Origin of the sequence: Paenibacillus solani (assembly GCF_001277345.1) — a bacterium.
In the GTDB taxonomy this organism is placed as follows: domain Bacteria; phylum Bacillota; class Bacilli; order Paenibacillales; family Paenibacillaceae; genus Paenibacillus_AQ; species Paenibacillus_AQ solani.
On sequence record NZ_LIUT01000001.1, the window covers coordinates 3,427,137 to 3,448,996 of the forward strand.

At 48.0% G+C, this 21,860-nt stretch carries 24 protein-coding genes and 1 other RNA gene; 11 read left to right on the forward strand and 14 right to left on the reverse strand.

Translation table 11 applies throughout. The features are described 5' to 3' along the window. Positions 1 to 78: 78 nt before the first annotated feature. Together gltC and AM231_RS15790 are read right to left on the reverse strand one after the other, a co-directional pair. Entirely contained in the window at positions 79 to 1,014 is a 936-nt protein-coding gene (gltC, locus tag AM231_RS15785) for a glutamate biosynthesis transcriptional regulator GltC (RefSeq protein WP_054403378.1), read from the reverse strand. Positions 1,015 to 1,103: 89 nt separating this feature from the next. Beyond that, positions 1,104 to 1,718, reverse strand: a complete 615-nt coding sequence (locus AM231_RS15790; protein ID WP_054403379.1) for a rhomboid family intramembrane serine protease — start codon at positions 1,716 to 1,718, stop codon at positions 1,104 to 1,106. A 122-nt stretch (positions 1,719 to 1,840) separates the two neighbouring features. Here AM231_RS15790 and tpx point away from each other — a divergent pair, with 122 nt between their 5' ends. Next, entirely contained in the window at positions 1,841 to 2,359 is a 519-nt protein-coding gene (tpx, locus tag AM231_RS15795; RefSeq protein ID WP_053492133.1) for a thiol peroxidase, read from the forward strand. Between the two features lie 72 nt (positions 2,360 to 2,431). Here tpx and AM231_RS15800 read toward each other — a convergent pair whose 3' ends face one another. The 3 genes from AM231_RS15800 to AM231_RS15805 all read right to left on the reverse strand — a co-directional run bounded on the left by AM231_RS15800 (position 2,432) and on the right by AM231_RS15805 (position 4,006). After that, a complete protein-coding gene (locus AM231_RS15800; RefSeq protein WP_053492132.1) occupies positions 2,432 to 2,824 on the reverse strand; it encodes a DUF1499 domain-containing protein in 393 nt (130 codons plus the stop codon). Positions 2,825 to 2,969: 145 nt separating this feature from the next. Beyond that, positions 2,970 to 3,161, reverse strand: a non-coding RNA gene (gene ssrS / locus AM231_RS28265) — 6S RNA. Between the two features lie 44 nt (positions 3,162 to 3,205). Further along, entirely contained in the window at positions 3,206 to 4,006 is an 801-nt protein-coding gene (locus AM231_RS15805; RefSeq protein WP_054403380.1) for a YesL family protein, read from the reverse strand. Positions 4,007 to 4,194: 188 nt separating this feature from the next. On the opposite strand from AM231_RS15805, the gene AM231_RS29550 reads away from it, so the two are divergent. Further along, the gene (locus AM231_RS29550) at positions 4,195 to 4,299 is read left to right on the forward strand and encodes a YjcZ family sporulation protein (RefSeq protein ID WP_207383580.1); all 105 of its coding nucleotides are present in this window, start codon (positions 4,195 to 4,197) and stop codon (positions 4,297 to 4,299) included. Positions 4,300 to 4,468: 169 nt separating this feature from the next. Here AM231_RS29550 and cshA read toward each other — a convergent pair whose 3' ends face one another. Further along, positions 4,469 to 6,046 (reverse strand): degradosome RNA helicase CshA, encoded by a 1,578-nt coding sequence (gene cshA / locus AM231_RS15810; RefSeq protein ID WP_082341660.1) that lies wholly within the window; start codon positions 6,044 to 6,046, stop codon positions 4,469 to 4,471. A 287-nt stretch (positions 6,047 to 6,333) separates the two neighbouring features. Between cshA and AM231_RS15815 the strand changes: the two genes are divergently transcribed. The 4 genes from AM231_RS15815 to AM231_RS15830 all read left to right on the forward strand — a co-directional run bounded on the left by AM231_RS15815 (position 6,334) and on the right by AM231_RS15830 (position 10,579). After that, positions 6,334 to 7,155 (forward strand): YitT family protein, encoded by an 822-nt coding sequence (locus AM231_RS15815; protein ID WP_054403382.1) that lies wholly within the window; start codon positions 6,334 to 6,336, stop codon positions 7,153 to 7,155. A 172-nt stretch (positions 7,156 to 7,327) separates the two neighbouring features. Further along, positions 7,328 to 7,522 (forward strand): hypothetical protein, encoded by a 195-nt coding sequence (locus tag AM231_RS15820; protein ID WP_053492128.1) that lies wholly within the window; start codon positions 7,328 to 7,330, stop codon positions 7,520 to 7,522. Positions 7,523 to 7,891: 369 nt separating this feature from the next. Then, positions 7,892 to 9,079 carry a putative glycoside hydrolase gene (locus AM231_RS15825; protein WP_054403383.1) on the forward strand — a complete coding sequence of 396 codons (1,188 nt, stop codon included), beginning with the start codon at positions 7,892 to 7,894 and terminating at the stop codon, positions 9,077 to 9,079. Positions 9,080 to 9,229: 150 nt separating this feature from the next. After that, positions 9,230 to 10,579, forward strand: coding sequence for an MATE family efflux transporter (locus AM231_RS15830; protein ID WP_054403384.1), 1,350 nt, complete (start codon positions 9,230 to 9,232; stop codon positions 10,577 to 10,579). 144 nt (positions 10,580 to 10,723) lie between these two features. Here AM231_RS15830 and pfkA read toward each other — a convergent pair whose 3' ends face one another. The 3 genes from pfkA to AM231_RS15845 all read right to left on the reverse strand — a co-directional run bounded on the left by pfkA (position 10,724) and on the right by AM231_RS15845 (position 13,255). Beyond that, a complete protein-coding gene (pfkA, locus tag AM231_RS15835; RefSeq protein ID WP_054403385.1) occupies positions 10,724 to 11,695 on the reverse strand; it encodes a 6-phosphofructokinase in 972 nt (323 codons plus the stop codon). A 22-nt stretch (positions 11,696 to 11,717) separates the two neighbouring features. Beyond that, the gene (locus AM231_RS15840) at positions 11,718 to 12,800 is read right to left on the reverse strand and encodes a tetraprenyl-beta-curcumene synthase family protein (RefSeq protein ID WP_054403386.1); all 1,083 of its coding nucleotides are present in this window, start codon (positions 12,798 to 12,800) and stop codon (positions 11,718 to 11,720) included. 257 nt (positions 12,801 to 13,057) lie between these two features. Beyond that, entirely contained in the window at positions 13,058 to 13,255 is a 198-nt protein-coding gene (locus AM231_RS15845) for a cold shock domain-containing protein (protein WP_006211711.1), read from the reverse strand. A 197-nt stretch (positions 13,256 to 13,452) separates the two neighbouring features. On the opposite strand from AM231_RS15845, the gene AM231_RS15850 reads away from it, so the two are divergent. Together AM231_RS15850 and AM231_RS15855 are read left to right on the forward strand one after the other, a co-directional pair. Then, a complete protein-coding gene (locus tag AM231_RS15850; protein WP_054403387.1) occupies positions 13,453 to 13,686 on the forward strand; it encodes a hypothetical protein in 234 nt (77 codons plus the stop codon). Between the two features lie 3 nt (positions 13,687 to 13,689). Next, positions 13,690 to 13,872 (forward strand): hypothetical protein, encoded by a 183-nt coding sequence (locus AM231_RS15855; protein ID WP_053492122.1) that lies wholly within the window; start codon positions 13,690 to 13,692, stop codon positions 13,870 to 13,872. Between the two features lies 1 nt (position 13,873). On the opposite strand, the gene AM231_RS29105 is transcribed toward AM231_RS15855, so the two are convergent. After that, positions 13,874 to 14,029 carry a hypothetical protein gene (locus AM231_RS29105; protein ID WP_165593412.1) on the reverse strand — a complete coding sequence of 52 codons (156 nt, stop codon included), beginning with the start codon at positions 14,027 to 14,029 and terminating at the stop codon, positions 13,874 to 13,876. Between the two features lie 46 nt (positions 14,030 to 14,075). On the opposite strand from AM231_RS29105, the gene pepF reads away from it, so the two are divergent. From pepF to AM231_RS15870, 3 genes are all read left to right on the forward strand, one after another. Further along, positions 14,076 to 15,866: an oligoendopeptidase F gene (gene pepF, locus AM231_RS15860; RefSeq protein ID WP_054403388.1), complete on the forward strand. Its 1,791-nt coding sequence runs from the start codon at positions 14,076 to 14,078 to the stop codon at positions 15,864 to 15,866. A gap of 109 nt (positions 15,867 to 15,975) precedes the next feature. Next, entirely contained in the window at positions 15,976 to 16,305 is a 330-nt protein-coding gene (locus AM231_RS15865; RefSeq protein ID WP_054403389.1) for a LapA family protein, read from the forward strand. Between the two features lie 62 nt (positions 16,306 to 16,367). After that, positions 16,368 to 17,402 (forward strand): M42 family metallopeptidase, encoded by a 1,035-nt coding sequence (locus AM231_RS15870; protein WP_054403390.1) that lies wholly within the window; start codon positions 16,368 to 16,370, stop codon positions 17,400 to 17,402. A gap of 204 nt (positions 17,403 to 17,606) precedes the next feature. Here AM231_RS15870 and taeA read toward each other — a convergent pair whose 3' ends face one another. From taeA to AM231_RS15890, 4 genes are all read right to left on the reverse strand, one after another. Continuing rightward, positions 17,607 to 19,553: an ABC-F type ribosomal protection protein TaeA gene (gene taeA, locus AM231_RS15875; protein ID WP_054403391.1), complete on the reverse strand. Its 1,947-nt coding sequence runs from the start codon at positions 19,551 to 19,553 to the stop codon at positions 17,607 to 17,609. 65 nt (positions 19,554 to 19,618) lie between these two features. After that, positions 19,619 to 20,425, reverse strand: coding sequence for a DUF92 domain-containing protein (locus AM231_RS15880; RefSeq protein WP_054403392.1), 807 nt, complete (start codon positions 20,423 to 20,425; stop codon positions 19,619 to 19,621). A gap of 33 nt (positions 20,426 to 20,458) precedes the next feature. Beyond that, positions 20,459 to 21,082 (reverse strand): fumarylacetoacetate hydrolase family protein, encoded by a 624-nt coding sequence (locus tag AM231_RS15885; protein WP_054403393.1) that lies wholly within the window; start codon positions 21,080 to 21,082, stop codon positions 20,459 to 20,461. Positions 21,083 to 21,085: 3 nt separating this feature from the next. Further along, positions 21,086 to 21,859, reverse strand: coding sequence for a glycerophosphodiester phosphodiesterase (locus AM231_RS15890; protein WP_054403394.1), 774 nt, complete (start codon positions 21,857 to 21,859; stop codon positions 21,086 to 21,088). Between the last annotated feature and the right edge of the window lies 1 nt (position 21,860).

Sequence of the window (21,860 nt, forward strand, 5' to 3'; positions counted from 1 at the left end):
CTCTACCATCGATCGGTGGAGAGGAAAGCCCTCTTTTTGTATAATTCAATAATGTCATTCTCGTAATGTAATGAAGCCTTAGGGAGACGCAGCGGAATCCGCCTTCTCTTCCTTTTTGGATGACGGGTCAATCCCAAAATATTGAAGCAGGAACGTACGGAACGCCTGCGCAACTGGCGGAAGCTTCTCATCCGCACGGTGAATCAGACCAATCGAACGTGTTACCTTCGGCTCCGAGATCCGGACACGTGCCGGCTGCAGCGGATTCGTCTGGAAGAGCGCCATTTCAGGCAGCAGGCTGACTCCCATACCCGCAGCAACCAGACCACGGATCGTATCCGTTTCCTCGCCTTCAAAAGCGATTTTCGGTGTAAATCCGGCTTCGAGGCAAGCATGCCATACGATGGGGCGCAAGGAGTAACCTTTGCTGAACAACACAAAGCGCTCCTCTTTCAGTTGCTCCAGCTTAATCGACTGCTCCCCGGCAAGAGGGTGATTCGGCGGGAGAATCGCAAATAGCTCTTCTGTCAAGACGACATCTCCATCCACTTGATCATGGCGCTCCGGAAACGGAGACACAAAGGCCAAATCCACTTCGGCCCCAACCACGTCCCGGATCAGAGTCGGGAACATTCCCTGTTTGAAACGAAACTTCACGTTCGGGTATTTCTTGCGGAATTCAGCCACGATGGACGGAATGAGATGTATGCCCAGGCTGTGAGGAAAGCCGATGCGAATCTCCCCTTGTTCCGGATCCAGAAACTCATGTATCTCGACAACCGCACGGTCCAAGTCCTTCATAATGCTCTCCACCCGTTTGCAAAAAAGCTGACCTACCGGGGTTAATTGCAGGTTCCGGCCTTTTTGCATGAACAAATTAACACCAAGTTCCTCTTCCAGCTGATGTATTTGACGGCTAACGGCTGACTGAGCCACATGAAGCTCTTCTGCCGCTTGGGTAACGTGTTCTTTTTGCGCAACCTTTACAAAGTATTGCAACTGTCGTAATTCCACGCCTTTTATCGCTCCATTCTTATTCCCTAGAAGACTTGAAGACTTTATCAAATCATCCAATTCTATTATAACAGACCCTCTAGGTCCGATTATGTTCGATGTTTGAATAATCGAATCATGAGACCGTAGAGGAAAAATCCGCCTACCAATCCGCCCAGATGAGCTACAAGACTGACCCCCGGGGTAAACGAGAACAGTATCCCCAAAATAAGCAGGGTGAACAGCGTCTTGCGAGACGACTCATCAATGACTTGCTGCTGGAACAGCGCAATGTACAGATAAGCGCCATAGGCACCATATATGGCTCCAGAAGCGCCGACAAGGAAGTGGTAACCCTCCAGGCGCTCATAATATGCCAATCCGATGATATTGCCGAGCAGACCACTGAGCAAATACAGGATCGCAAATTTCCAGCTCCCCATGATTCTCTCCAGCGGAGGAACAAACACCAACAGTGCAAAGCTATTAAACAACAAATGATCAAATCCATTATGGAGAAACATCGCGGTAAAATATCGCCAAGCTTCATCAACAAACTGCGGCAAATCCGATAAAGCCCCGTATTTCATCAGGGTCAATGGATTTCTCGATCCGCCGTCAATCGACGTCAGGACGAACATCACCAGGTTAATCACAATCAGCAGCGATGTAACCGGGTAATAACGCAGGTATTTTCTCCAATTCTCATATCGTACGAATATCATAGCATCCTCCTCATCCAAAATCAGGCCAGGGATGCCTCTTAGTGGACATTCCCTTTTTAAAAAGATTATAATGTACCATGAACCTGATCACCAAACTTTGATATCCAAGGAGGAGATTTATCATGGCTCAAGAACGTTCAGGAGCTGCCACTTTCAAGGGCAATCCTATTACTCTCATCGGACCACAGCTCAAGGCTGGTGATGCCGCGCCAGATTTTACAGTAAGCAAGAACCTGCTCGAGGATGTTTCCCTTAAAGATTATGCTGGTAAAATCAAGCTGATCAGCGTCGTTCCTTCCCTCGACACCGGAGTATGTGACGCACAGACACGCCGTTTCAACGAGGAAGCCGCAGGACTAGGCGATGATGTCGTGGTCCTTACGATCAGTGCAGACCTTCCATTTGCCCAAGCTCGTTGGTGCGGAGCTGCTGGCGTAGACCGTGTCATTACGCTATCTGACTATAAATCGCGCTCTTTCGGTGAAGCCTATGGTGTGCTCATTAAGGAGTTCCAGCTCGACATGCGTTCAATCTTCGTTGTCGATGCTAACGATAAGATCACTTATGCCGAATACCTCGGTGAAATGACAGAGCATCCGAATTATGAAGCTGCCGTGGAAGCCGTGAAATCTCTGCGGTAACACTCTTAAGGCTACATACACAGCACACTTTTAAAAAGCGGGAGAGCAGCTCTCCCGCTTTTTCTTATTGGACTAAGCATCCACTTTATATTTGCTTAGTTTTTTGTCGAGAACCGCATACAAATTTAGAATGACCCGGTAGTTCGCTCCCAGATCTCCGAGGGAACCGCGAGACGCCGAATACATATCAACTGCACTGCGAACCGGGCTGATGCCGAGCACGGATACGGTAATGTCCAGTGTGCGCCCAAAGGAGGTTTTTTTCTCAAGCGTAATCTCTCCCACGGATTGAACCTCATGCAGTACTTTGTAACCCTGAATTTTTTTTAGTGTCGAGGAAACCTCTTCAAAACACTTTTCTTTTGATAGATTGTAATAACGTGTCTTCAGCTTGGGATCTTTAGCACGGTCGCTTGTGCCGTCATAGCTGCGCACCAAACCAATTAGAACTCGTTTTAATGACAAAGACCGTTCCTCCTTTATAAATGACCGTTCCTTTCCATACTCTAGTTTAACATTGTTTATGCTTTCAGCAAACCATAATATACAGCAAAAAGGCACCCCTCTCATTTCGAGTTCGAAATAAAAGAGATGCCCATTCATTGGTCTAACGAAACCCGCCTATGCCGTCCGGTAAACATTGTCTTCGAACCTGCTATAGCAGGTGGGTGACCGCAGAACCGCTTATGAATTCCCCTTGTCATATAGACAGGGCATTCCAGCCACGGTTACATATAGATCTCCCTAGACATCGTCATTGGTTCAAAACAACGGAAAACCGAAACGAACATCGCAGGATGTAGTCTTATTATAGGGGGTTTTGCCGCAAAAGTAAACCTCTCCCCGCTAAGATTTCGATCCATTATCTTCCTTTTTGACGGAATCCATGCTTTCCAGCAGTGCTTGCTCCGTCTCGGATTCTTCTTCTGCTTTCCTCATTCTCTCCTGTTGTTCCTGCATTTTGGTAAAGGTTGCATAGAAGTTAAAGAATGCAAACAGTGCCATCAGACAGAACAGGAAGAAGATGAACAGAACTGGCATTTGGGTACCGATATATGCCAAGACAGCGCTTCCGACCAAAGTCGTGAATACACGGAACGGCCTGATCAAGGTGAGAAGCACAGCATTTTTCAACAACTGCAGGGTCTTCATCTCATAATGAACGGTCATGGAGAAGAAATTAAACAAGGATACAAACAACAGGATGAGCAGCACCAGCATGATGATACCGACAAGCTGGAATCCCTCAAGCTGTGTCATATACACGGTATAATCCACATACATAATTACAAACAGAAGCGTATAAAAGATACCGCCAATCATACTCTGCTTGTAATTTTCCTTATATCCTCTGAAAAAAGTTTTGAACACCGGAACATCGGGATTACCCATGACCCATTTGCGGACAACGGTAAACAAAGCCGCCGTAGCCGGAAATAATAGAAAAGGCGATAATATTCCCAGGAACCAATTCGACAGCAGCTGCTCATTATGAGCATCAGGCGTCTGAGCAGCCATAAGGAATTTGGTTAGAACGATAAACAAGAAGGGCGATGTACATATAACCCACAGAACGTTAGAAAAAGCAATTCGAGTAATCCATTCGGTGAGCTTATATAAGCCACCCATGGCTCCTTTCATTTCCAAAATCGTTTCCTCCTCACTCAAATCATGCATGTATCTATTAATATACCTTATTTTATGCATGCATTGCCAGAGCCTAATTTTCTTCAATCTGGGTATATATCCAATCCGGTACCGTTATTTCACCATACCATATCACGTAATCCAAACAATCAAGTTGGTTATCCTAAATTACCGAGGAGGGATTATGTATGTCTTGTGAAGGTGGCGGCGGTTACGGATACGGAAGTAATGTTGGTATTGTTCTGGTTCTGTTCATTCTGCTTGTAATCATTCTTAGCACATTCTATATCTAATCGGCTCTGGATGATCCAATCATCATGCTTAAACGCTGAACAGTTAAGGGAGATGCACGCAAGGTGCATCTCCCTTAATCATGAACAAAAGACGAAGCACGGCCTTTCAGAAAGGCAGTTACTTCGTCTTATGCTCGGTTACTTCAGAAAGAAGTCAACGATTTGTTCTCTATTCGTCTCCGCCACGGTTAGGACGGCGATCATTGTTGTAGGAACGTGGCTTACGGTCACCGCTGCTGTTACGGTCGCGGTTATAACCACCGCCATCACGGTTACCATCGCGGTTATATCCGCCTTTGGAGTAGCCACCGCGGTTTCCACCGCTGCCGCCGTCACGACGATATCCGCCACCGCTGTTGCTGCGACCGCCATATCCGCCACTTGGCTTGCGGCCACTGCGGATGTCCGGCTTCCGGCGTTTTGCACGAATCGGGTCTTCAGGCGTAAGGTGGATATCGGATGCTTCCTTCTTGTCGCCCGTCATGATTTTCATTGCGGCTGCCAGCAATTGGACAGAATCATACTGTTCCAGCAATTGAATGGCAAGGCCTTTGTATTCGGTCAATTCGCCTTGGTCAATGACTTCAATCAGTCGCTCAGCGATGATGCGTTGTTTGCCTTCAATAGCTTCGGCAATCGTTGGCAACGGCTTACGTGGAATACGATGACGCGTCACACGCTCGATGAAATATAGATGATCCATCTCACGTGGCGTAACGAAAGACCAGGCAGTACCTTCTTTACCCGCACGTCCTGTACGGCCGATACGGTGTACATAGCTCTCCGGATCCTGCGGCAAGTCAAAGTTAACAACATGTGTAACGCCGGATACATCAAGACCGCGCGCTGCCACGTCTGTTGCCACGAGAACATCAATGCTGCCATCACGAAATTTACGCATAACGGTATCACGCTGGTGCTGGGACAGGTCACCGTGAAGGCCATCTGCCGAATACCCGCGTTTTTGCAAAGCTTCTGCCAATTCGTCGACGCGGCGCTTGGTACGTCCGAAGACAATTGCAAGCTCAGGCGATTCCATATCCAGAAGGCGGCTCAAGGCTTCGAATTTTTGACGCTCAGGAACTTCGATATACGCTTGATCAATCAGAGGTGCACTAACGTGCTTAGGAATAACGGATACATGCTCAGGTTCCTTCAGGAACTGGGATGCCAACTTCTGAATGTTAGCGGGCATAGTAGCGGAGAACAGCAAGGTTTGACGTTCCTCTGGAACAAGCTTAAGGATCGACTGAATGTCTTCCATAAAGCCCATATCCAGCATTTCATCAGCTTCATCCAATACAACGGTTTGTACATCGTCAAGACGGATGGTTTTTCTGTTAATGTGGTCAAGTAATCGGCCTGGTGTACCGATAATAATCTGAGGCTTTCTTTTCAAAGCGCGGATCTGACGTCCGATATCCTGTCCACCATAAATGGCCAGGGAACGGATGCCTTTAAAGCGGGACAGTTTGCCGATTTCTTCTGCGACCTGAATAGCAAGTTCACGGGTTGGTGTCATAATGAGGGCGACGATGCGTTCTTCCTCTTTAGCGATCTTGTGAATCAGAGGCAATCCGAATGCCGCTGTCTTTCCTGTACCTGTCTGTGCTTGTCCAATCATGTCTTTTCCGGTTAGAGCGATCGGAATCGATTGGGATTGAATCGGTGTGGCTTCTTCAAAGCCAAGCTCAGTGATTGCTTGCAGCACGCGCGGCTCCAAGCCAAAATCTGCGAAATTTTTCAATAGGTTCATACTCCTTCTATACTGTGGACATCCACTTTCTTCTCTGTATTCTTAAGTAGTGGTAACGTTTATAGGCTTTCCCGGCCAGCAGGATTTTCTGCATAAGGTGAACCGGTATATTTCTCTTATCACCAGTGTAAGGACTGGTTAATGTATAATCATCCTGATAAGCTTGCAAAGTTATCAATGTAACGGACTACTCAAGAATATCCAATACATTATATCACAAAACAATTCTGGAATACCAGCAAGCTTAACGAAGTCATAATAACCGGGAGGTGATTCCTATGTTGAAGCGTCTATGGACCTATTTGTCAATCGTGTTTGGCGGAATCTTTATTGCGGGTGGATTTAATTTGTTTCTGATTCCCCATCATTTACTTAGTGGCGGCGTATCCGGCGTGGCATTGATTATTGGATATTTCACGCCGCTTAATATCAGTATCCTGTATTTTGTACTTAATATACCGATCCTGATTGCAGGGTGGTTCAAGCTGGGCAAAAGATTCGTTGGTCTCAGCGTGCTCTCGGTTGTCGTAACAACCTTATTTCTGGAGTTTATCCCGGTTACTCCCGTTGCAACCGATATGCTGCTGTCTTCTGTGTTCGGCGGGGTGCTCGTCGGATTCGGTACCGGCCTTTCCTTTCGAGTTGGCGGTTCAACCGGGGGATTTGATATCATCGGCTCCATCGTGACCAAGTATCGCGATTTTCCTGTTGGCAGTGTGCTTGTAACACTCAATGCCATCGTCATTATGGCAGTTGCTTATTTGGAGCAAGACTGGAATCTGGCGCTCGCCTCCATGGCTTCCATCTATGTCGCCGGTAAAATGGTGGATATGCTTCACGTTAGCCATATCAAGGTTACCGTGTTTATTGTTACGAACCAAACGGAGGCCTTGCTCGAAAAGCTGCTTAAGCGTCCCCGCGGCATAACCAAGATCAAAACCGAAGGCGCTTTTAGCCATAAAGAGAAGGATATGCTCATGACGGTTACGACTCGGTATGAGCTGGCTGAGCTGAAGCAAATCATCACAGAAACAGACCCCGGGGCTTTCGTAAACATCGTGGAAACTACAGCGGTCATGGGACAATTCCGCAAAAACTAAATGTTTCATCCTGTGAAGAATCGGTAAATATGTGGTATAATATTTATGCGCGGTTCCTACAATATTCATGAGATCTGTTTCCCGGGCATCCTTTTGGCCCAATTTTAATTGTTTTTCCGTTTTACAGAAGAACGTCCTGCCTAACCAATTTGGAGGGAAAGGGTGATTTTGGATGGAAATGGAAACGGTAAAATTGTCACAAATCGTCATGAAGTGGTTCCCGGAAATGATACCGTTCTTCAGGCAGAACGAGCTGAATTCCATGATCGTTCTTAGGGACGGGCTGAGGATTTTGGAGCAGGAGGACGCTCTTGAAATTATTCAGTTCAGCATTTGCGAGCATCAGAATCAAACTCCGCTTCATTAAATTTATGCAATGCGTGACATTCGCACGACGAATGCCGTTATTTTCCGGTTAAATCCGCCGGTGAATAACGGCATTTTTTTGTGAGTAAATGTAAATGACTATAAGCACGTATTTCCCACCCGACAAAGGACTACAGCATTCTCCTCCAGCTATTTATTTCTTTTGTACTTATGCTTTTCTCCCAAACTTCATATGTTAACTTGATAAATTTCGATAATTTCCGTTTAAAAAGCCCCTCCCCCGTTTAATAAACTAAGTACGCTCGCCCATCGTTGCCAATTTTTTGTCGAATGTAACAATCCTGTTCTTTTTGAGCGCATCCGTTCCTTTATAATCATAGTGTGAATGTACACAAGGGAGAGAGTAATTATGAATATCATCTTGGCTTTATTCATCTTGGCCTCTGCAGGCTTAAGCGGTTCAGGGGCGCAAGAAGACAATCTTGGCACCAAACTGCAGGCATCTATTAATACCGCCATGATTCAAGGCATACACCAAAGCAACCAATCAAACCAGGGCGAGAGCGGCATGAAGCCTAATACCACAACGATCGATCCGCAAATTGACGCACCTAAAGTCAAGGGGATTTATGTAACAGCTTATAGCGCAGGCGGCTCCAGAATGAATCAACTCGTGGATTTGATGGACAGTACCGATCTTAACGCCATGGTCATCGATATTAAGGATGATGAAGGATACATAACCTACAAGACCGATAATCCGAAACTGCAGGAACTCGGCAAACCCCAGCCTTTTATTAAAGACATGGACCAGCTTATGAAACGGTTGAAAAAGCATGATATTTATCCGATCGCCAGGATTGTAGTATTCAAGGATACGATCCTCGCCAAGAAAAACCCCGAGCTGTCCTTCCGTAAGGGAGACGGCAGCGTATGGGCTAACGGCGGCGGCGACAGCTTCGTCAACCCCTACAGCAAGGAAGTTTGGGATTATAACATTGAAATTGCCAAGGAAGCTGCAAAGCTGGGTTTCAAAGAAATCCAGTTTGATTATGTCCGTTTTCCGGAAGGCTTCGAGAAACGCGCCGATTCCCTGAAGTACACCAAGACAGAACAATCTCGCGTGGATGTCATTTCCGACTTCGTGCAATATGCACGTGAAGAGTTGGCACCGCTCGGCATACGTGTATCTGTCGATATTTTCGGTTATGCCGCCTCCGTGCCAGCTGCGGAAGGCATCGGGCAGGATTTCGTCAAAATTTCCAAAAATGTTGATATCATCAGCCCCATGGTATACCCAAGTCATTATACGGCAGGTTGGTTCGGCTCCCCTGTACCGGACAAGGCTCCTTATCAGACCATTAAGGGCTCCATGGAGGATACCCACAAGAAGCTGAAGGAATTGGGAGAACAAAAACCCATTATAAGACCTTGGATTCAGGACTTTACCGCCAGTTGGCTTGGAAGCGGAAATTATGCTAAATATGGTAAAAAGGAAGTTGAGGAGCAGATTCGTGCCCTGAAGGATACGAATGTGGATGAGTATTTACTTTGGAATGCTTCCAACCGATATACAGAAGGCGTCAATCATAAATAATATCGATCATTCATAGATAAAGGGCAAGCCATATTGATGGCTTGCCCTTTATCTATTCTGGAGAGCTCTCTTGACAGGAGATGCTATGATGAATCATGGGAGTGAGTTATCCTTGCCCCCTTCATTCCAATTAAGAAAGGCTAATCATCCATGCAGCAGACGTTTACAACAAGCGGAAGGCTGAAGCAGTTTGCGATCATTCTGATCCCCATACTGGTTACACAGCTTGCCTTATCGGCTATTACTTTTTTTGATACCAATATGTCCGGAAAATTCAGCTCAATCGACTTGGCAGGTGTAGCAATCGCTACAAGCATCTGGATTCCGGTTCAAACCGGGCTTAGCGGCATCCTGATGGGGATTACCCCTATCGTGTCACAACTGGTTGGCCGGAAACAGGAGGATAAAGTCGCTTATCAGGTGAACCAGGCGCTATGGTTGTCTATCTTGCTTGCGGTCATTGTACTTGGGATCGGGTATCTTGTGGTACCAGGCATTCTTGGTGCTATGCAGCTCGAGCCGGAGGTCCGAAGAGTCGCCTCGCAATTTCTTGCCGCCATATCGTTAGGCATCATTCCGCTGTTTGCCTACACCGTGCTCCGCAGCTTCATCGATGCCTTGGGACAAACCAAAATTTCCATGATCATTACCCTTATCACCCTGCCGGTGAATGTCAGTCTCAATGCGCTGTTCATCTATGGATTCTGGGGCTTCCCTAGACTGGGAGGCGTTGGCGCTGGTATTGCTTCTGCCATTACATACTGGACCGTTCTTGTGATTGCCATCGTGATCATTCATAAAAAGCACCCTTTTACTTCATTCGGCATCTTCCACAAGCTTCAGGGAATGTCTTGGGCAGCATGGAAAGACCTTCTGAGAATTGGTGTGCCCATCGGGTTCTCCATCTTTCTCGAAACCGCAGTTTTTGCGGCCGTCACGCTGCTTATGAGCAGCTTCGACACCGCAACCATTGCCGCACATCAAGCTGCCCTGAATTTCGCTACGACACTGTACATGCTGCCGCTGAGCATATGCATGAGTCTAACGATCCTTGTAGGTTATGAAGTAGGTTCTGGACGGACAAAGGATGCTTGGAAGTATGCCAAACTCGGGATCGGCACAGCTGTTATCCTGTCATTAATCACCGCTGTCATCCTGTTTATGGCCGGTCGTCAGGTTGCTGGTTTATATTCCAACGAGCCTGAGGTTGTGGCATTGATCCAGCATTTCCTGATATTTGCGATCTTCTTTCAGATTTCCGATGCGATCGCGACACCGACTCAAGGAGCGCTGCGCGGCTACAAAGATGTCAACGTCGCCTTTATGCTCGCATTTCTGTCGTTCTGGATCATCGGGCTGCCTGTTGGATATGTCCTTGCCAACTATACGGACTGGCAGGCCTTTGGCTACTGGATCGGTTTAATAACGGGTTTAGCGGTCGGTGCTGTCCTCATGCTGATGCGTTTAGTCAAAGTCCAGCGCAAATTCGCTCGCCAGTAAGCAGCTTGCGTCTCAATCTGATTCATAAGAGAACCGTAAAGTAATACGCTTGAACTAACAAAAGACCGTCCCTGATCAGAATTCATTCTGAATCGGTAGACGGTCTTTTTGAAATACAGCTTCTATATTCACTAAGCTGCCTGATTATTGAGACAAGCGAAGTGCCAAATCATACAGATCGCGGTCAAATTCCTTCTTGGTGTTCACAACCTTATCGATGTCTGTGAGGACCAGTTCGCCTTTGATTATACCGCATCCTTTATCGGATTGGCCGTCAATCAGACTGCGAACCGCAAAATCGCCAAGACGGCTGGCCAAATTACGGTCAAATGGGGTTGGAGCTCCACCGCGCTGAATATGGCCGAGCACCGTTACACGGGCATCGATTGAAGCATGGCATTCCTTCAGATCACGAACGACATCCTCGCCGCGTCCGACGCCTTCCGCCACAATGATGATGCTGTGACGCTTACCCTTCGCAAAATTCTCCTGCAGCCGGGCAGCCACTTCCTTCAGGTCGTACTTCACTTCCGGAACCAGAATGGTCTCTGCTCCCGAGGCCAGTCCGGCATGAAGGGCGATGTCGCCGCAGTGACGTCCCATTACCTCTACAACAGAGGAGCGCGCATGCGAAGACATAGTATCACGCAATTTGTTTACTGCGTCTACAACGACGTTGACGGCAGTGTCAAAGCCAATTGTATAATCGGTAAAGGAGATATCGTTGTCAATCGTACCTGGAAGGCCCATCGTTTTGATTCCGAGTTTACTCAGTTTGTTTGCACCTTGGTATGAACCGTCTCCACCGATAACGACCAGTCCATCAATGCCATGCTCATTCAGAATGTCAGCGCCCTTCTGCTGGCCTTCCGGTGTCTTAAAATCTTGACTGCGGGCAGAACGAAGGATCGTACCTCCACGCTGGATAATATCCCCTACACTGCGCAGATCCATAGGAATAATGTCATTCTCCAAAAGCCCTTGAAAACCGCGTTGAATTCCATAAACCTCAAGTCCATAATACAAACCGCTTCGAACAACGGCGCGAAGTGCGGCGTTCATACCTTGAGAATCGCCACCACTTGTAAGAACTGCTATTTTTTTAACTTCTGCCATGATTCTTATTCCTCCTTCAATGTCACTCATACTTATGCTTGCGAATCCATCGGCTGTTGACGTAGAAGAAAATACGTGCCATCGGGCTATTCTTCATCAAACGCTTGGATGCGGTGCGAACCAGCTGCTGCTCGCTGACTTTGGGATCGGATAAATATAACGCCAGTAACCCCTCAATGATCATACGATGAAACGTGGTCGAGGGAATTGTTCTGACATCCTTCCGGGCCCATTCAACAATGGAAGCAATCCGGCTCAGCATCATATCGGCGTCTTCATAATAATTACAGAAGTTCAGATCGCCGCCCAGCCTGTCTTCGTCTTGATCAATAAGATAATCCAGCATAATGTGGAGACTGCATACATTCGGAAAATAAGACGCATGGATCGAAGATGCATCCTCGTCATCCAGAAACGGATCGGTTGCAGCCAGAAAGAGCATAAATACACCCAAAGTTGAGCCTGTAGCAGCAGCGAACTCGTTCCACCTCAAATGAGGCGTTCGATGTGCATGCAGGGACCACCATTCGAGCAGCGCCGCTTCTCTCTTATCCGGATGGATATGCTTATATACCTGAAGATCGGTATACAGTCCTGCCAGATCCCTTATGTAAGGCTTTGCTGCGTCATACCCAGATAATTCATTAATACATGCCCGGCATTTCTGCACTAGACGGAGAAGATATCCTCCATCCTCTCTCTCGGTGCGGAGTGCATAATAATCAGCCGGCTCCGCTTCTGGCGTAACAGCATCCAGCATGGATTGATGAAGCAATCTGAAATCTGCCGGATCGAGTGAGGTGCTGCGGTCACATAAATTATCAAGGTAGTCACTTATCGTCTGGTAAGCCACAATCAATGGAATGAGTATATGCTTCTCCGGCAGATTGGCTGCGGCATAAACAGCTCCGCCCTGACAATGAAACCGTTTGGTCTCTATGCTGGCAAGAGCCTGTTTACGAAGCTCCTCATCCGGAATTTGCTCAGCCTCCCGGCGCCATTTATCCAATTCGATCCGCACTTCCGGGAGTATAAATTTGTAAACCCGGGTCATTAGTCCGACCGGACTGCGCGGAACCTTACGGCTTAGCTCTTGATTATTCAATGAACTCTGCCTCCACATGGTTGTCTTTTTATCCCTATCCAAATCACCACTATTATAATATGATCGTTCAAATTGCACAAATAACACATATCATAGACGGGGGTGGCAGGTAATACGGACGATTACTGTTCCTTATTCCTAGTCGAAAGGCAGCAACAATGGGCTTGACCCGCTAAAATACAAAAAAGCACAGTTCTCTGGTGAGAACTGTACTTCATGCCTTGGTAATTCTATAAGATCTCCGGTCTGGAGCTAACTTACAGTTTTGTTACGTTGGCTGCTTGAGGACCACGGTTACCTTCAGTAATGTCGAATTCTACCGCTTGGCCTTCTTCCAAACTCTTGAAGCCTTCTTCTTGGATTGCGGAGAAGTGTACGAATACATCCTCGCCACCTTCAACGGAAATGAAGCCATAGCCTTTTTCTGCGTTAAACCATTTAACTGTACCTTTCAAATGAACAACCTCCTAAAAATACCGCCATCTATGGCGAATATCCATATTATATCCCATGTTTTCCAACAATGCAATCCGTCAAATCACCCTATGGGGCTTTTTTTAAACTGCAATTTTAATCGGAAGATTATTTGCTTTTAAGCCTCTGAGTGCGTTATCATTTACCCAAAAGCCTAAGTAGCAAACGGAGAATGCATATGATCAAAAAACATGAAATATACAAAAAAGACAAGTGGAATATGATGACGGTCGAAGTACAGGGCCGCTACATTGTTCTGCGCGAAATTTCTGACCAATGGGGTGAGGAAACACATACCTTCATGAGTCGGCCAGCTTTAATGCAGTGGGCTCAAAACCGTTTTCCCAAAGAAAATTTCGAAGGACGGGAAGACGAGTGGAGAGAAATGATGGCTGCCTTTAAGCAGGTGTAAGTTATGGATTATACGAATATTGTGATCTTTATTATTCTCGCCTTCAGTCTCGGTGCGATCATGATCATGTACCGGGAGAAGATACCGCCGAGACTGAGGAGAGGTATGGCCCTGATTGCCGTCGCCCTCATCCTGTTTGCCTTTTTCCTTATTGTATACAGTTTCCTGAATCCGGGTTCCTCTTAAATTAATGAGCATGAAAGGAACGGGTACGCGGCATACTATCGCTCGGATGCTTCAATTCGAGGAGGTCATATGCCATGAGAGGTGCCAGGGTGCTCTGTATCACAGTCGCAATCTGCCTAACCACTTTATCTACTACCCGTTCCGAAGTTTTATCCAAAGATACCCGGACTCCAACCAATAATTATCTTTCAAGGAGGATTTCCATGGAACAATTGTTAAAACGCGCAGATGTCCCTAAAGAACATCAATGGAAGCTTGAGGATATGTTCGCTGATCAGAAGGCGTGGGACGAAAGCTTTGCCGAATTGAAGAATCTCCTGAAACGTGCAGGTGATTATCAAGGAAAGCTAGACAACGCAGCATCCATTAAAGCCTGCTTCGAACTTGAAGACGAAATCTCATATAACGCTGAGCGTCTATATGTGTATGCTCATATGCATCATGATGAGGATACAGCAAACCCTACATATCAAGCACTGTCTGCCAAGGCCAAAAAATTGAATGTGGAAGCTGGGGAAGCTCTTTCCTTCATCACGCCTGAGATTCTATCCTTGTCCGAAGCAGAGCTTGACAAACTGATTGATGATCCTGCTCTTCAGGATTTCAAATTTACGCTGACTGAAATGAAGCGGGAGAAAGCGCATGTGCTGTCCAAGACGGAAGAAGCGCTGCTGGCGCAAGTCGGCAACCTCTCTTCTGCCCCGCAGACCATCTTCGGCATGCTAAACAATGCGGACATGAAGTTCCCGAAAATCACAAACGAAGATGGCAAAGAAGTTGAACTCACGCACGGTAACTACATTCAATTCCTGGAAAGCCCGAACCGCGAGGTACGCGAGCGTGCCTTCAAAGCCGTGTACGAAACCTACGGCAAGCAGAAAAACACGATTGCGGCTACGCTGAATGCCAACATTAACAAGAACATCTTCTACTCCCGTGTTCGTAAGTACCCTTCCGTTCTGGAGATGGCCCTTTATGGAGACAACATCCCGAAGGAAGTATACACGAACCTGATCGATACGATTCATGAGAGCCTGCCTCTCCTCCACCGTTACATGGAGCTTCGCAAGAAGCTGCTGGGTGTAGATGAGCTTCACATGTATGATCTATTCGCACCGCTCGTCGAAGAGTATAAGTGGGATATTACTTACGAAGAAGCGAAGCAAATGACCAAAGAAGGTCTTACACCGCTTGGTGATGACTATCTGAACAGCCTGCAAGAAGGGTATGACAACGGCTGGATCGACGTGTATGAGAACGAGAACAAACGAACTGGTGCATACAGCTGGGGCGCTTACGGCACACACCCTTATGTGCTGCTGAACCATAAAGATAACCTGAACAGCATGTTTACCCTTGCGCACGAGATGGGTCATGCTCTTCACTCCTACTATTCTGACAATGCTCTGAAATATCGCGATGCGCAGTATACCATCTTCCTCGCTGAAGTGGCATCTACCACGAACGAGGCGCTGCTGATGGATTATTTACTGAAAAACGCCAAAGATCCGAAGCAGAAAATGTACCTGCTTACCTACTATGCCGATCAATTCCGGACCACGGTATTCCGTCAAACGATGTTTGCCGAGTTCGAGAAGATCGTTCATGAACGTGCGGAGAGCGGAGAATCCCTGACGGCTCAGGATCTTTCTGACATCTATTATGAGCTGAACGTGAAGTATCATGGCAAAGGCATGCAGGTCGACAAGGAGATCGGAATGGAATGGGCACGTATTCCCCATTTCTACAACAGCTTCTATGTATACAAATACGCAACCGGCTTCTCGGCTGCAACAAGCTTCTCCAAGCAGATTCTCGAGGAAGGCCAGCCGGCCGTCGATCGTTACCTCGGCTTCCTGAAGAGCGGCGGCAGCGACTATTCGATTAACATCCTCAAAAAAGCCGGCGTGGATATGTCCTCCCCGGAGCCGATTCGCGAGGCTATGAGTGTGTTTGAAGATATCATCCGTCAAATGGAGCAGTTGACGAAATAAACAGCTTCCACAGCAAGACAGTACGTTCTCAAATTGACCAGTGGAATAAAATCCCTTGCCCTTTACCGGCAAGGGATTTTATACTGTTTGGAGGAAGGAGGTATTCCCCATGAAAATTCAATGGTCATTAATCGCAGCCTTATTGTTTGCCCTGATTACAGCTGTTTTTGCAGTAATCAATGTCAATCCGGTTTCAGTAAATCTGTTATTCGGAACCGTTAACGTACCCCTTATTCTGCTAATTATCGGATGTTCCTTGATCGGAGGGCTGATTGTCGGAACGTTCGGCATTTACCGCCAGTACCAAATGCAGAAGGAAATCCGTTCGTTGGCAGAGGAACTTATACATATCCGTCAAGCAACGGGATACACACCTGAAGTGCAAGCAGCAGAAGAGGAAAAGAAAAAAGAGCAGCAGGACATGCCGGTTGAACCATAGACGGTAAGTCTCTATAGCCATCATGAACGAAGTGAACCGAATCTAGGAGGTATACCATCACAATGACTACACAACCGAACGAAACCTATATACTGGATCTGTTAAAGGAACTGCTGGATACACCGAGCCCGACTGGATACACCCATGACATTATGAAGCGGATCGAACAGGAAGCCGCAGCGCTTGAGGTTTCGCTCGAATGGAATGAAAAAGGTGGCGCCATTCTATCCGTTCCCGGGCAAGACAGCAGCCGCACGATTGGTCTGAGCGCCCATGTGGACACGCTTGGCGCGATGGTGCGTGCCGTGAAATCTGAGGGCACGCTCCGCCTTACCTCCATTGGCGGATACATGATGAACAGCATTGAGAATGAATACTGCATCATCCATACCCGCAGCGGCAAGAAATATTCGGGCACCATCCTGTCCACGCATCCTTCCGTTCACGTCTACAGCGATGCACGCGATTTTAAGCGTCAGGAATCCCATATGGAGGTCCGGATTGACGAACTGGTGGAATCGGCCGATGATGTGAAGAAACTCGGCATAGGGGTTGGAGATTACGTCTCTTTCGATGCACGTGCAGTCATTACACCAAGCGGTTACATCAAATCTCGCCATCTGGATGACAAAGCCAGCGTTGCTGCACTCTTCGGCTTGCTCGAAAGCATGAGGCGGGATAACTGGAAACCTAAACACACTGTAAAGCTTCTCATCTCGAACTATGAAGAAGTTGGGCATGGCGCAGCCTACATTCCTGCCGACATCAATGAAATGATTGCTGTCGATATGGGCTGCATCGGTGATGACCTCAGCTGTAAGGAAACCGATGTATCCATTTGCGCAAAGGATTCATCGGGTCCCTATGACTATGACATGACCAGCCGTTTGATCCAGCTGGCCGAAAGCGAAGGCATAGCTTATGCGGTGGATGTCTATCCTCATTACGGTTCTGATGCCTCCGCGGCGCTCTCCGCTGGCAGCAACATCAAGGCCGCATTGATCGGTCCGGGCGTTCACGCATCCCATGCAATGGAAAGAACGCATAAACAAGCAGTTTTTAATACCGTCAAGCTCCTGGCTGCCTACGTCAGATAAAACTTTCTTGAACAACATATACAGATATGCTTTCATGGAGAAACCCTCCACGGTCTGAGGATATTGTTACTTACAAAGATCAATTCCGGTTCAGGAGCGCTGAAAGTGTATATATCTAACAATCTAATAAAGGGGCGTCCCGCCAAGGCATTATACCTGCCTGGGGACGCCCCTCTGTTATTGTTTATATGCATCGCGTGATCATTACGATTTCTTGCTCTGCTCAATTTTCTCCGCAAGTTCATTCAGATAAGTCCAGCGCTCCATCAGATGCTCGAGCTCGCCTTCCGTTTCCTCCTGAGCCTTCATCAGCTCCTGAAGCCGGGCTGCATCGCTGCCAGCAGTCTCCATCTCGGATTGAATCGATGCCAGCTTGCCCTCTGCAGATTCGATGAGACCATCTATCTGTTCATACTCCCGCTGTTCTTTATAGCTGAATTTCAAGCGCTCTCTTGGGGATTCTTGTGTTGAACCGCTGCCTGTTCCTTCGTTGCTCCCTGAAGAAGATTTGGGTACAGAGGCTTCCGTCTTGCTCCCGGCAGATTCTCCACCATGACGCTGCATCCATTCCGCATATTCGCTGTAAGAGCCGACATGGACACGGATATGTCCATCCCCCTCAAACGCCATAATTTTGTCCACCGTTCGATCCAGGAAGAACCGGTCATGGGACACCACGATGCAGACGCCCGGAAACTCATCCAGATACTGCTCCAGAACGGACAATGTCTGAATATCCAGATCATTGGTCGGCTCATCAAGCAGCAGCACATTCGGCGCGCTCATCAGCACTCGCAGAAGATACAGCCGGCGCTTCTCTCCTCCGGAGAGCTTCGCAATCGGCGTCCATTGCAGTGCGGGCGGGAACAGGAAGCGCTCGAGCATCTGGGCTGCGGTAATCGCCGAACCGTCTGCCGTACGTACTACCTCTGCTTCATCCTTGATATATTCAATCACGCGCTGGCTGCCATCCATCTCCTGATGCTCCTGCGTGAAATAACCGAGCTTGACTGTCGGTCCAAGGATAACCTCCCCGCCATCAGGCTGAAGCCTGCCTGCAATCAGATTGAGCAGCGTGGATTTACCACTTCCGTTCGGACCTACAATACCTATGCGGTCCTCGGGAACAGCGATGTAAGAAAGGTCCTGAATTAATATTTTATCGTCGATCTTCTTTTGGAGACCTTCGATCTCCAGAATTTTGCGCCCCAGTCGAGTAGAAGCCACCGAGACGTCCAGTTCTCCCGAGCTGTGCAGAATCTCCTGATCCTTGAGCTTCTCGAAGCGTTCAATCCTTGCCTTCTGCTTGGTCGTCCGGGCTTTCGCGCCTCTGCGAATCCAGGCCAGCTCACTGCGCAGCAAATTCTGGCGTTTTTGCTCAGAAGCGGCTTCACGCTCCTCGCGCTCTGCCTTCAGCTCCAGGAATCGGCTGTAATTCGCTTCATATCGGAACAGCCGTCCATGATCCAGCTCCAGCATAACATTAGCTACCCGGTCGAGAAAATACCGATCATGCGTAATCATGAGCAGGGCGCCGCGCCGCTTTTGCAAATACTGCTCCAACCAGGCTACGGATTCATTGTCGATATGGTTCGTCGGCTCGTCTAATATGAGCAGATCGGAAGGCTGGATTAAAGCAGCGGCTAATGCCACCCGTTTACGCTGGCCGCCAGACAGTGTCCCCATCTTCGCCTCGTAATTCCGAATCCCCAGCTTGGACAGAATGGTTTTTGCATCGCTCTCCAGCTGCCACGCCTGCAGCGTATCCAGCGTTTGATTGAGCTTTAGCAGTTTCTGCTGCAGCTCCTCATGACTCGGATTCAGCTCCAGCAGTTCCATCGTTTCGGTGTACTCCCGCACTGCCTTCATCTCCGGCAGATCACCTTCGAACACCTGCTGCAGGACCGTTATATCCGGATCAAACTCCGGATTCTGGGCCAGATAACGCACCCGGATGCGATTGCCCATCGATATTCTCCCCGAGTCGGACGGCTCGAGTCCTGCAATGATGCGCAGGAATGTCGATTTCCCTGTACCATTTACACCGATGATACCGATTTTATCCTGATCCTCCATTCCGAAGGACGCATCTTGAAACAGAATTTTGTCACCATACGTTTTTGTTACCTGTTCGACGGTCAAAATATTCATTGTTATGATCCCTACTTATATCTATAGATTTCTTTGGTCACTCGTTCATTGGCAAGATGGATACATTATAACGCAAAAAGGACGGCAATCCCATATGCCGCCGCGCCGCCAAGAAGTGAACTGATCAGATTAACTGCATCGTTGGACATCAAGGAATACCCGTGTGTGCGCTCGGTAGCTTCGCCGCAGTGCTGTGATACCTCCACCGACTTACCGCACACTCGGCAGCGATACATCACTTGCAAGGTCGCCCCAAGGTACGAATCGGCAAAAGCACCAACCAATCCGCCCGCAAGGGCTGCCAGCACATAGGGTAATATGTCTGCCTCCATGCCACTCCATACCGCTAGTAACCATCCACCCGCCCCAATCAGAATGCTCCCTGCCGCTGCAGCGGTAGAGCCAATCCATGAGACGCCACCGGATTCCCCGGCAGTCAGTACCTTCCCGTTCAGCACGGAACGCGGAGGCTTGCGGCTAAGGCTGCCAAGCTCCGTGGCCCAGGTATCCGCCGTAACCGTAGCCATAACACCAATAAACAGAAATACCCAGAGATCAGATGGTACCCATGCATGCAATAGGCACAGCACCATACCAATTCCTCCATTGGCGAATACTTGTCCAGCATCCCGCCGACCCGTCTTGGCATAGGATTTCTCCAAATCTGCCTTACGCTTTTTTCCATACCGTGAAAGAAGTGTAGACGTGATGAAAAAAAGAAGCAGGGTTCCGAACCAAAATACGTTCCCTGCTCCGTAATATATAGTCCCCATCAAAATAGCGGCTGCGGCTCCGGAACCCGACAGCGATCTTTTCCTGTATGCGGCTCCTGCCACGATGATGGCGCCTGCCGCACCGATCAGCCAATCCATCCATGATCCCTCCCATAATAAAAACATGCCGGATTAACCGATTTCACAGCGCCCCAGACGTACATCGCCCCAGAAGAGCTCAAATACATCGCCGGATTCCGTTGGTCCAACACCAGCCGGAGTACCCGTAAAGATTAAATCGCCTTTACCAAGACCATAATTCTCGCCTATATAATCAATGATATGCTGAAGGGAGAAGATCATATCCTTCACATTCCCCAGCTGTACCATCTGGCCGTTCTTCCATACCGTAAAATCAACATCCGCCAGCTCCGCAGTCCCCGGGAACGCAATGGATGGTGTAAGCGGCGCAGAAGATTTAAACGCTTTGGCCGCCGTCCAAGGGTGTCCCTTCGCTTTAATGGCTGATTGAACATCACGCAGCGTGAAATCAATGCCAAGTGCCATCGTTTTTACAAGCTCGTCTACGCTTTTTCCAGGACTATAATCCTCCGCCAGCTGAATGACAAGCTCTCCTTCAAAATGCAGACTGCCGCGGTCCATCGGCAGCTTCAGAACACTGCCATTCATCGGAACGACGGCATGCGAAGACTTCAAAAAGATCATCGGCTCTTCAGGTACGGCATTGCCAAGCTCCTCGGCATGCAGTTGATAATTACGGCCTACACAATAAACGTTATTTACTAAAGCACACATATATTAAAACCTCCATTTTCTTCTCCAGAATGGAACCTTTGGTGCAATTTTATGAATAAAGGTCTGACTCCATGTATCCGGCCGATTTGTGCAGATCATAATAGCCGGATTCATCCTGGCCAGCGACCTCATGCTCTTCGCATCGTCCACTGTCCAAGCCATAGGCGTAATACCGTTCTTCACCAGATCTGACGCGAAAGCCGCATCAAGGTGAGAGAATCCAATCGATAAAAAAGAACATTTCATTTGCTTCAATCTTGCCAAAAGATTACGTGGATGGGCATCAATAATAAGCCCCGTATTCACGTCCGAATCCAATTCCTTTGCTTTGATCAAAGCTTTCGGCTCAAACGAAGTGAGTACAACATCCGCAAGCATCCGATGGGCATGAATCCGTTCCAGCACAGCCTCCTCGAGATTAGGATACATATTTCCGCTCGTTTTCAGCTCGATATTAAGCTTTAATCGTCCCTTGACAAGCTGCAGCACCTCATCGAGTGAAGGAACCTGCTCTCCCCTGAACTGGCGTCCCTTCCATTCACCGGCATCCATTCTCCGGATTTGCTGCCAGGTTAGATCCTTGACCTTGCCTTTCCCGCTCGTCGTTCGATCTACACTATAGTCATGAATCACGACAGGGACCCCGTCCTGAGTCAACTGCACATCAATTTCCATCCATTGCACAAAAGGCTCATCCATCGCCATCTGAATCGCTGTGCGCGTGTTTTCAGGTGCTTTTGCGGAAAAGCCGCGGTGCGCCACACATAAATTGTCCATG